At 41.2% G+C, this 12,039-nt stretch carries 8 protein-coding genes and 1 tRNA gene; 1 reads left to right on the forward strand and 8 read right to left on the reverse strand.

Annotated elements, in window-relative coordinates:
- Window positions 1-192 precede the first annotated feature (192 nt).
- Window positions 193-264 (reverse strand) — tRNA-Cys (locus DXB63_RS01925).
- Between the two features lie 298 nt (window positions 265-562).
- On the reverse strand, window positions 563-3,115 hold the full coding sequence (feoB, locus tag DXB63_RS01930) for a ferrous iron transport protein B (RefSeq protein WP_122124698.1): 2,553 nt from the start codon (window positions 3,113-3,115) through the stop codon (window positions 563-565).
- A gap of 118 nt (window positions 3,116-3,233) precedes the next feature.
- On the opposite strand from feoB, the gene tilS reads away from it, so the two are divergent.
- Window positions 3,234-4,568, forward strand: a complete 1,335-nt coding sequence (gene tilS, locus DXB63_RS01935; protein ID WP_122124699.1) for a tRNA lysidine(34) synthetase TilS — start codon at window positions 3,234-3,236, stop codon at window positions 4,566-4,568.
- Between the two features lie 247 nt (window positions 4,569-4,815).
- Here the strand turns inward: tilS and DXB63_RS01940 are convergent, their stop codons facing one another.
- The 6 genes from DXB63_RS01940 to DXB63_RS01965 form a co-directional block, all read right to left on the reverse strand.
- Window positions 4,816-6,516, reverse strand: coding sequence for a tetratricopeptide repeat protein (locus DXB63_RS01940; protein ID WP_122124700.1), 1,701 nt, complete (start codon window positions 6,514-6,516; stop codon window positions 4,816-4,818).
- Between the two features lie 19 nt (window positions 6,517-6,535).
- A complete protein-coding gene (gene rlmB, locus DXB63_RS01945) occupies window positions 6,536-7,279 on the reverse strand; it encodes a 23S rRNA (guanosine(2251)-2'-O)-methyltransferase RlmB (protein WP_122124701.1) in 744 nt (247 codons plus the stop codon).
- Between the two features lie 15 nt (window positions 7,280-7,294).
- The gene (recN, locus tag DXB63_RS01950; protein ID WP_122124702.1) at window positions 7,295-8,953 is read right to left on the reverse strand and encodes a DNA repair protein RecN; all 1,659 of its coding nucleotides are present in this window, start codon (window positions 8,951-8,953) and stop codon (window positions 7,295-7,297) included.
- Window position 8,954: 1 nt separating this feature from the next.
- Entirely contained in the window at window positions 8,955-9,875 is a 921-nt protein-coding gene (locus tag DXB63_RS01955; RefSeq protein WP_122124703.1) for a DUF4835 family protein, read from the reverse strand.
- Between the two features lie 176 nt (window positions 9,876-10,051).
- Window positions 10,052-11,251 (reverse strand): bifunctional phosphopantothenoylcysteine decarboxylase/phosphopantothenate--cysteine ligase CoaBC, encoded by a 1,200-nt coding sequence (coaBC, locus tag DXB63_RS01960; protein WP_122124704.1) that lies wholly within the window; start codon window positions 11,249-11,251, stop codon window positions 10,052-10,054.
- Between the two features lie 15 nt (window positions 11,252-11,266).
- Entirely contained in the window at window positions 11,267-12,037 is a 771-nt protein-coding gene (locus tag DXB63_RS01965) for a 3'-5' exonuclease (protein ID WP_122124705.1), read from the reverse strand.
- Window positions 12,038-12,039: the final 2 nt, after the last annotated feature.

Below are 12,039 nucleotides of genomic sequence, written 5' to 3' on the forward strand. Positions count from 1 at the left end.
AAGGTGCCTTCGGGAAGAAGAAGGCGATAACCATTCGTTTCCATTATTATATAATTGGGGAGGCAAAGATAAGAATTTAGACTTAATCCCTCAGGTTTTTACGTTGATCCTATCTGCGCCCCTATTTGCGTACCTCCAAGAAACGAAAAGCTCCGAAACTCTTTATTATCAGTAGTTTCGGAGCTTTGCTTGAGGTTCCTGGCGGATTCGAACCGCCGTACATGGTTTTGCAGACCACTGACTAAGCCACTCATCCAAGGAACCTTGTCTTTTTGTTTGCGGTTGCAAAGGTAGAACTTATTTTGAAAATAGCAACTATCCGCAGCAATTTTTCTTTGTTTTTTGTCTGTTTCTTCTACATTCTTGCTTCTTTTTCTCTAGTTGATCTCTCAGGATGCAATCACAGTTACAATTGATGCAGGGATTTTTCCCACCTTTTGTTTCTTGGAAGAAACGAAAGATGCGAGTTCCAACGTAACTAACGCAGAAAAAAACGACAACTATGACTATAATTTCTTGTAAACTCATGTTACATAAACAAATCAGTTACTATTCGGTTCAATTATGTGAATAGACTTCCTATCTGGAATACGGCAAAGGATACTATCCATGCCAATATGGTGGTATATCCGGCTGCAAATAAAGCCCACTTCCAACTGCCTGATTCTTGCCGAATGGCAGCAATTGTGGCAATACAAGGGAAATAAATGAGAACGAACAGCATATAGCAATAAGCCACTAATGGGGTAATTGGAATGCGCTCGGATAGATTTACGTTTTCAACGTCTGACTCATTTGTATAAAGTACGCCAAGCGTACTAACTACCAACTCTTTCGCACCTACACCGGAGATCAGTCCGATACCTAATTTCCAATCAAAACCAAGAGGCTCGATGACAGGTTCGATAGCTTTACCGATTTGTCCGATATATGAATTTTCCTGTTGCTCGGCTACTGAATTGTAGTCATTATGATTAGGATAGTAGCCCAAGAACCAGATGATGATGGATGCTATCATAATGATACCTCCCATCTTACGTAAGTATTGGGCTCCTTTCTCCCAAGTATGCCGGAAAATAGATTTGGCTGTCGGCATTCGGTAAGGGGGAAGTTCCATTACGAATGGAGTGCTTTCTCCTTTGATAAGGAAACGGTTGAATAGTCGGGCCATAATTACAGCTAATAAAATACCTGCTACATAAATACTCAGTAACACCAAACTTGCCTGATTGGGAAAGAATGCTCCTACAAGTACAAGATAGATCGGCAGTCGGGCGCTGCATGACATAAGTGGATTTATCAGCATTGTTATCAATCGGCTTTTACGGTCTTCGATGGTACGTGAGGCCATGATTGCGGGGACGTTGCAACCGAATCCCATTATTAACGGAATGAATGATTTGCCATGCAATCCCATTTTATGCATGATTTTATCCATGATAAATGCGGCACGTGCCATATATCCGGAGTCTTCCATTATGGAGATACAGAAGTATAGAATCAGAATATTGGGCAGAAAGACGATTACACTTCCTACACCGCCGATGATTCCGTCGACTAGCATATCTTTCAGCGGACCTTCGCTCATTGTTTCTCTAATGAAATTGCCGAATAAATCAACTAACCATTCGATAGCCATCATCGGATATTCACCAATGGTAAATGTTCCTTCGAACATCAGATACATCAACAGGAAGAAGATTGGAAATCCCCATATCTTGTGTATGAAGATGGAATCCAATACTTTCGTTGTTTGTTGCTGTTCCAAGTGGTTGTCTGTAAAGGTTTCTTTCAATGCACCGCTGATAAAACCATATTTGGCATCGGTAATTGCTGATTCGCTATCCTCATTCAATGTCTCTTGAATGCGCTTGATGGCTTTGTCTCTTTTCTCAAGAATTTCTTTGTTATTCGGCAATGTCCGGATAAACCGTTCAATTTCTTTGTCGTTCTCTAACAGCTTTATAGAGAGGAAGCGGGTTGAATACTTATGACGGATATTTTCGTTCTTGCATATTTCCTCTTTTACACTATCTATGGCGCGCTCCAGTTCCGGTCCATGATTGATGTGAATATGGCGGATAACGGGCGACTTCATCTTTCGGGTTATATGCTCTTCCAAATGTTCTTTGAAATGCTCCTCATGTTTTTCTATATGTTGAGTAATATGCTCCATCCTTTTGCAGTTTCTCGAACGTTTCTGCAAGCGTTGTTCATGCCTTTCAAGATGTTCTTCTATGTGTTGTTTGACAGGTTGCATCCGGGATGCCATCTCACTGCTGATTATATCTGCATTCTCGTAAACGTTTACCACCTGGTCAAACAATTGTTTGACACCGATCTCACGCTTGCAGACAGTCGGTATCATCGGCACACCGAACAACTTTCCTAATAGTTCGTAATCTAGCGTATTACCACTTGCGTCCAGTTCGTCATACATATTCAGAGCTACCACCATACGCACATTCATGTCTATCAGCTGTGTAGTCAGATATAAATTGCGCTCTAAGTTGGAGGCATCCACTACGTTGATAACCACATCAGGAGTCTCGTCTATCAGATGACGGCGAACGTACAACTCTTCGGGTGTATAGGCGGATAGTGAGTAAGTGCCGGGGAGATCCACGATTTTAAATCGGTATCCTTCAAATTCGAAGAAGCCTTCCTTGGCATCTACCGTGACGCCACTGTAATTTCCCACATGTTCGTGTGCGCCCGAGGCTAAGTTAAAAAGGGAAGTTTTACCGCAGTTCGGATTACCAACAAGGGCTACATTTATGGTTCTGCGTCTTCTGAGTGCTATTTCCTGAATATCTTTTTCAGATAATTCTATATCTTCGTTGATAGAACCATGATAATCCACTATTTCCTGTTTATGCTCTTTCGCTTCCTGTTCGGAAATAATCTCAATCATATCCGCTTCCTGTCTGCGGAGAGAAATTTCATAGCCTAATATTTTATATTTAATCGGGTCTTTTAATGGGGCGTTCAGGATAACTTCGACTGTTTTGCCTTTGATAAATCCCATTTCCACAATACGTTTGCGGAATCCTCCGTGTCCTAATACCTTGACAATGACACCTTTTTCGCCGGTTTTCAATTCGGATAGACGCATACTTCTTTTTATTTGTCTGCAAAGATATGTGATTCTTCTTAGTTGAACAAATTATTTAGAACGTTTTTAAATAGTGAGAGGTGGCTATGAGATAAGAATAAAGAAGTATATTTGCAATATGTTACATAATCAAGTTGCTGAATATATAGATAGAGGGAAGCTTTTGTCGTTGAATGACAAAGTGTTAGTTGCTCTTAGCGGTGGAGCGGACTCGGTGGCTCTACTGCGTTTGTTGTTGCAGTTGGGGTATTGTTGTGAAGCAGCTCATTGCAATTTTCATTTGCGTGGAGAAGAATCTTGCCGGGATGAGGAATTTGTAAAGATGCTTTGCCGTACCTGTGACGTACCGTTGCATATCGTTCATTTTGAAACAAAAGAATATGCACAAGAGCATCACTTGTCGATAGAGATGGCTGCACGTGAGTTGCGTTATAGCTGGTTTGAACAGCTTCGTAAAGAAGGAAGTTTTGATGTGATTGCCATTGCGCATCATCGTGACGATAGTGTGGAAACCTTTCTTTTGAACCTGATTCGGGGTACGGGGATTAATGGATTATGCGGAATCCGTGCAAGAAATGGTTTTATCGTCCGTCCGCTACTTGAGGTGGGACGGGATGATATATTGAGTTATCTCGGTAGTTTAGGGCAGGATTTTGTAACAGATAGCACGAATATGCAGGACGAATATATGCGTAATAAAATTCGCTTGAATATTCTTCCGATGATGGAATCTATCAATCCTTCGGTGAAAGAGAGCATTGCAGCTACGGCTTCCCGTCTGGAAGAAGCTGCGCATATATATAATAAGGTGATGGATGAGGGTAGACAGCGTGTGCTGGATGAACAAGGCATTTCGATTGAACGCCTGTTGGATGAGTCTGCTCCTAAATCCTTGCTTTTTGAATTGATATCTCCATTGGGATTTAATGCATCGCAAACAGATGAAATCTTTCGGAGTCTTGACGGACAACCCGGCAAACAGTTTTTTTCTGCCGGTTGGCGTATCTTGAAAGATCGTACATATTTACTATTACAGAGGCTTGACGAAGTATCGAAAACGGATGATTTGCCTAAAGAATTGCCCGATAAGGGTGAATTGATTTATTATAAAGAGAAAAGCATCTATGTGACAAAGGAAGTTTATACTCCTGATTTCCGGATACCGAAAGAACGGAATGTTGCTTGCTTAGATACACGAAAGCTGACTTTCCCGTTAACCATCCGTCATTGGAAAGCCGGCGATTCATTTATTCCTTTTGGTATGAAGGGTAAGAAGTTGGTCAGTGATTACCTGACGGATCGCAAGTTTTCACGCAAAGCGAAAGAGGAAACTTATGTCGTATGTTCCGGTGAGAAAATTGCTTGGTTGGTAGGCGAACGGAGTGATGATCGTTTTCGGGTGGATGATAAGACGGAAGAAGTCGTTATACTGTCGGTAGATAGCGCATATTGATACCTGTTATTCAGCATACGGTCGTTTGTTTGCAAACGATAGGAGTTTGTAATCAACGGACCGTATGTTTGTTTGCAACGGACCGTACCTTTGTAAAATCACTCAAGGGAGCGTTGCTTTTCGCTCAAGGGAGTGATGCCTAACGCCTAAAGGAGCGTTGGCTTATAGCTACTGGAGCGTAAGCCAACGCTCCCTTAGGCGTTTTCAGCTTGTCTATTTTGATGTTCTCAAAGGGGAAGAATCCCGATTATTGGCAATTCTTCTGTATAAGGCTTTCTACCGCTTCATCTCCTAATTCTTTGGCTTTGGCAAAGTTCTCACAGGCTTTATCTTTCTGATTGAGCTGTATTTGACAGAAACCGATGAGACGGTAACAAGCGGCGAACTTAGGATCGATGGCAAGAGCATCCTGTAAGTTTTTTATCGCTTCTTCATAACGGGCAACACGCAGATTGATTGCTCCGAGTTCGGCTAGGTAAGTAACGTCTTTCGGACTAATCTCCAGTGCTTTTTGAATATCTTCCAAAGCGCGTTTGAAGTTTCTTGATTTATAATTGGCCTGTTCACGATAGTAATAGAATAAATCATTTACTTTACCATTTACAACATGATAGTATTCATCATAATCGTCGACAGCTTCTTTATACATCTCTTTGTTCTCCTTATGTTGAGCACGTTCGAACAAATATGGTCCGGCGTCTTCCGGTAGCGGTTTTGAGAAAAGATTGATAGCACTATCCAGTAAGGCAATGACTTCTGTTTCATCGGCTTTCATTAACTCTTTTGTTTTGGCTGCGCTGTAATATGTTGCCGGAGATACAAGATTACTTTGGTTTACAATACTGTAACATTCGTAGGCTTTAGGATAATCTTGCATGGCAAAATAGATGTCACCGCGTAACTGCTGATAGAGTGGGAGTTGATTGACTGCTAATGCTTTGCCAGCTTCCTCCAATGCTTCCGGGTATCCCCAGTTTTTGTATTTGAAAGGTGATTGGTCGATCTCGTTAGCATAGATAAGTTTTGCTTTGTTGTAATATACTTCGTCCTTCTTATCTGTCAGTTTTAATGCAGTGTTCAAGTCTGCTTCCGCTAAAGCGAAATGCTGTTCATCCTTGAGATTGTAAACGTAATAGTTTGCACGGCGTGTATAACCTTCCGGACTATTAGGATATTGCTCGATAAAGTCATTCAACAGTTGCAGGTAATCATTAGAGTCCATCGTACTCGCACTCATTAACAGATATACTAACGCTTGTTCTTCCGTGTCGGGGAGTGCTTTCTTTATGCCGATGCTTTTTAAAGCGGCATTATTCAGAGATAGGACATTGATGGACAGATCCTTGGCGAAAGCAGCGCTGATGGCATAACTTTCTGTCTTATTACCGGAAACATCTGCCTGAATCATGCTGAATACCTGTCCGTCTGCCGTTGTAACAGGGCAACTTACCATCTTTTCATTAGAAGGAATATCCAGTGTGTAGTAATGATACCCTCCGGGCAAAGGTGACACTTCTTTGACTGTACCGATTGTGCATGTACGGTCTTTCTTGGTGGAGTAGGGCAGTAAGTACACTTCGGTTCCTTTTTCCGGAGCTTCTGTCGCAACACTCAGTGTCCCAGGAGCTTTCTTGTCTACATCTACACGAAACTTGACAATATCATACATATCGTTTACTCCCATAATGTTTTTGACCGGCATCTGTTTGCCTTCCGAAGTAATGATTACCGCCCGTTGAGCTCCTTTAAACAAGGTATAGTCGGACAATGCAATTCCATCTTCGCTGATAAAGAATCCATTTCCTGTATTCATCAATTTATCTTCCTGATCATAGGTGACGATTGAAAATACTGCCCGTTTAGCCTTATCCACCCATTTTGGCGCATCCTTTTGTGCCATTATCCACTGAGAAGATAAACAAAGAAGTATAAGTAACAGTTTCTTCATGGTATTTGGGGTTAATTGGTTATTCGTTGAATCCGCGTTGTTTGATAGCCTCATAGATTAATATGCCTGCTGCGACAGATACATTGAGCGATTCGATTGTGCCGAGGAGAGGGATTTTAATCCATTCATCACACAATGACAGATGTTCGTAGGGTACACCCGTATCTTCCGCACCCATAATAATGCAAAGAGGATCTTTATAATTGGCTTTAGTATAATCATAATCGCCTTTCTCTGTGGCTGCGACAATCTTAAATCCACTGTCTTTCAGAAATTTGATGGTTTGCGTCAGACTTTGTTCACGGCATACCGGCAATGTATGAAGTGCACCGGCGGAGGTTTTCATCGCATCGGCGTTTACGCTTACACTGTTGCGTGCGGGGATAATGACGGCATCCACACCGGCACACTCGCAGGTACGGGCTATTGCTCCGAAGTTACGTACATCGGTGATACCATCCAACATAACGAAGAAAGGTGTTTTTCCCTGTTCGAATAAGAAAGGGACCAAATCTTCGGTCTTTTGATAGGTCACGGCAGAAATGAATGCAATTACTCCTTGGTGGTTCTTCTTGGTAATACGGTTTATCTTCTCAATCGGAACGCGTTGTACCGGGATAAGCAGTCCTTTCAGTGCGGCAAAGAGCTCTTTGGATAAGTCGCTTTGAATGTCTTTTTTAACTAGAATCTTATCTATCTCTTTCCCTGCCTGAATGGCTTCGATGACGGCACGAACACCGAATATCATTTCGCTATTTTCCATTTATATAATTGTATCTTATTGTTTTAATAACTCCTTGGCATTGTTGATTGCAGCTTCTGTCAATGTGGCTCCGCTCAACATATGCGCTATTTCTTCTATACGTTCTTCCTTGCTTAACAAGCGGATGTTGCTGCTTGTTTCTTTTTCATTGTCTTGTTTGAATACTTTATAGTGGGTAATCCCTTTTGCTGCTATTTGAGGCAGATGGGTAATGCTGATAACCTGCATACATTTTCCCATCTCCTGCATGATAGATGCCATCTTATCGGCAATCTCACCGGAAACTCCCGTATCTATTTCATCAAAGATAATGGTAGGCAGATGAACAATGCCGCTAATCATGGCTTTGATGGAGAGCATGACACGGGCTATCTCACCGCCGGAGGCAACAGAGGAAATCGGTTGAAGTTTTCCGTTCTTATTGGCAGAGAAAAGAAAAGTAACATTGTCTGCACCTGTGGCATCAGGCTCTTTCTTGTCTGTCAGTTCTACTTCAAAACGTACATTAGGCATGCCCAACGGGATGAGCCGGGGACGCATTTGATTTTCAATCTCTTTGGCGGCTTTACATCGTTTCTTGGTCAGTTCGCCAGCCAGCTTCTTCACTTCTTTGCATTGGTTGTTTTTCTCGGCTTCCAGCTCTTCAATCCGTTCATCGAACGAGGTGATGGCATTAAGACGAGTACGGAAACCTTCGGCTATTTCTATCAATTCTTTCTCGGTTTGTACCCTGTGCTTTTGTTCTAATGAATAGATGAGGTTCAAACGCTCATTCACAAAATCCAGCCTTTCAGGATTGAATTCCACTTCTTCTTCCTGATTACTTATTTCCTGTGCTATGTCTTTGAGCTCAATGTAGCAACTTTCCATTCGTGAAGACAACTCCTCTGCTGCTTGAAACACTTTCTGCAGATTTCTTAAAGTATTAAGATTATCTTTGAGCACAGGCAGTATACCTTCTTCATCACCGGTGAGGGTTTGTTCCACCTTATATAATCCTGCTTTAATTTCTTCGGCATGGCTTAGTACGTCAACTTCTTGCTCCAACAATTCCTGTTCATCTTCGGACAACTTTGCTTCATCGAGTTGCTCCAGTTGGAAACGGATGTAATCTTCATCCGCTTTATTTCTTTCAGCATCATCTTTCAGCTTTTCCAGTTGCCGGATGATTTCTTTATATTGTTGGTATGCAGATTTGTACTTACCCAGTTCTTCTTCATCATTTGCCAGAATATCCAATACGTTTAACTGAAACTCTTCATGGCTTAACAGTAAGTTTTGATGCTGGGAGTGAACATCGATCAATTGTTCTCCCAGTTCTTTCATGGCACTGAGTGGAGCGGGGGTATCATTTATAAACGCTCTTGATTTACCGGATGCCTGAAGTTCACGGCGTAATATACATTCTTGTGAATCATATTCAAGCTCATTCTCTTCAAAGAAGTCTTTCATATCGTAGGCAGATATGTTGAAGCGAGCTTCAATGACACATTTGCCGGCGCCATTCTTTATTACTTTCGTATCTGCACGTTGTCCGAGTAATAGACCGATAGCTCCGAGAATGATTGATTTACCTGCACCGGTTTCTCCTGTGATAACAGAGAATCCTTTTTCAAAACTGATATCAAGTGTATCAATCAGCGCATAGTTTTGTATATAGATAGATTGCAACATATTACTGAGTAGACTTAATTTTTTCCCATTCGGTTGATTGAGCAGGATTTATCTCCATTAACATATCATAGACTTCTTCACGTTCCTTTTGCGTACCTTTGGAATAGATATTTATCAGTTCGTCTCTTTTGGAATCAATAAATATCTGGGGTAGGGAAGACATCGCCTTATTTTCTTTGGCTTGTTTCAGCAATCCTAATGATTCTGTGATCTTGGCTCTTCCACGATCCGCATTCTGCGACATTTCATCCAGTCCCAAACGGTGATAGTCGTACATCATTTGTCGAAACGGTTTCATACCTCCATCCATGTAGTCATTGATAATAGCATGCCGGTTCTTGGAATCATCGAATGCTTTCCATCCCGTTTCACCCAATGTTTGCGCAGAACTTACGATGTTTTCTACAATATGTAATACATCTGTTCCACCCATTGGCGACATGGAGTCCATATCCAGTCCGATTATCAGGTAGACATAGTAAGCAAGTACGGCCGTGAGGTTATTATCTATGATGTTGTCTTTAAACTCCAACGGATCATACTCTAAATAATTAAAGGTAAAGTTTACATCCTTGAAGTTGAGTAATATCGTATTGTAATTAGAATTATAGACCGGTCGGTTGGATTGAACGATCAGCTCACATTTGAAAGCTCCCCCGCTTTCATCATATTCCTTTACGGTGATATTGAAAGTGCAGGCAATACGCTCTACCGGAGAATATTGTGCGGAAGTCCATTTACGGTCATTGATAAATTCTTTTATAGCATTTTCTAAAGTAGTGAATACTTGGCTGTTCGTACCCTGTATCTGGGAGGAATTAACAGTGACCTTGCAGTTCATCTCCCCGCTATTGCTCTGTGCTTTAGCTGTGAGGGCGAGAAACATAATCAAAATCAGACTGATATATCTTATCTTATCCATAGAGCAAAGCTATTTTCTGTTTATATATAAAAGTGACGACATACCAGCTGCAATCAGAAAGTAGCAGATGGCATGTTGGTAATGTTTGTATAACAGTGATAGGATTATACCGCCTATGGCTAATACAACAGCGATGACCCCGATCATCCTTATTCCCGTTTTTATCTTTTTCTTGTTCATTTGATATATTCTGTTAATCTGTCAATGATATCTTTTGCCACTAATGCTTTAGATTTTAACGGGTATTCGGTGGCTTTTATTTTATCTATTATCGTGATTTTGTTTGTATCGCATCGGAATCCTGCACCTTTATCGTTTAAAGAGTTTAAGACGATAAAGTCAAAGTTCTTACGTTCCAGTTTGCTTTGGGCATTTTGTTGCTCGTCATTGGTTTCGAGAGCGAAACCTACCAATGTCTGATTCGGTTTCTTTATTTTGCCTATACTCGCAGCAATATCCTTTGTGGGTTTCAAACAAATATGTAGTTCATCACCTTTACGCTTGATTTTCTCATCGGCGATATGGTCGGCTGTAAAGTCGGCTACGGCAGCGCATAAGATACCGGCATCCATTGTCGGAAAATACTTTGTTGCCGCTTGATACATTTCTTCGGCAGATTCTACGTCAATACGATGGATATTCGAGTGATTCGTAGTCAGTTGTACCGGACCGCAAATTAATGTGACTTCCGCACCGTGTTTGGCACACTCTTCGGCAAGGGCAAATCCCATTTTGCCGGAAGAATAATTTCCTATGAAGCGTACAGGGTCAATCTTTTCATAAGTAGGTCCTGCTGTTATCAGTATTTTTTTTTTTGAAAGTTCGTTTTGCTGTATGAAAAATTCTTCTAATGCTTTAACGATATTATCAGGCTCTTCCATTCTTCCTTTACCTACCAGATGACTGGCTAATTCGCCTTCTCCCGGTTCTATGATACGGTTACCGTAAGAACGAAGCGTATTCAGATTTTTCTGAGTGGCAGGATGCGCGTACATATCCAAGTCCATCGCCGGAGCTATGAATACAGGGGCTTTCATGGATAAATAAGTCGTGATTAACATATTGTCCGCAATACCGTTTGCCATTTTTCCTATGGTAGCGGCAGTAGCCGGTGCAATAATCATCACATCCGCCCATAATCCCAAATCTACATGGCTGTTCCATGTACCGTCTCTTTGTGAGAAAAACTCACTGACAACCGGTTTGCTGGTTAGTGCGGATAAAGTAATAGGAGTAATGAATTCTTTTCCGGACGGAGTAATAACGACTTGTACTTCCGCACCTTTTTTGATGAGTGCACGAATTAAATAGGCTGCTTTGTAGGCAGCGATACTTCCTGTAATACCTAATACTATCTTTTTCCCTTTTAAAGGCATATTATATTCTTTATGTTATTTTCCGGTCAACTCGCGTAACCTTATCTTTGTAAGCACATTTTTTGTGTTGAGTGTGAAGTCGCCGTTGAGTATCCAACTGTAATATCCCGAATCTTTCTTTAAAACTTCCGCGACTATCTGTCCTTTATATTTGCCGAAGTTAAATACTTCTACGCCATTGTCGTTAAAAACAATTCTGCCTGCAAAGTCGGCATTACGATTGAAACTGGAATATTCAGACAAGAAAGCCATATCGTTTTTTAATTCCGGATAACGGTCTAACTGTGCTTTGAGCACCTCATAAGTGGCACGTGTATCCGCTTCGGCCGTGTGTGCATCTTCCAGATTCTTTTCGCAATAGAACTTATATGCGGCAGAAAGCGTACGCTGTTCCATTTTATGGAAAATGACTTGTACGTCAATGAATTTTCGTTTACTCATGTCTATATCTACATCAGCTCGTAGAAATTCCTCAGCCAATACGGGTATATCAAAGCGGTTTGAATTGAATCCGGCAAGGTCACAACCCTCAATATCTTTTGCTATATCTTTTGCCACCTCTTTGAAAGTAGGGCAATCGATTACATCTTCATCGTAGATACCATGAATCTTAGACGACTCCTCAGGAATATGCATCCCCGGGTTTATACGTAAAGTCTTAGCTTCTTCATTCCCGTTCGGGTATACTTTTAAATAACAGATTTCTACAATTCTATCTGCATTGATATTTGTACCCGTAGTCTCAAGATCAAAGAAAACTATCGGATTTTTCAGGTTTAATTTCATTT

It is taken from the genome of Bacteroides sp. OM05-12, from assembly GCF_003438995.1.
Classification (GTDB): Bacteria; Bacteroidota; Bacteroidia; order Bacteroidales; family Bacteroidaceae; genus Bacteroides.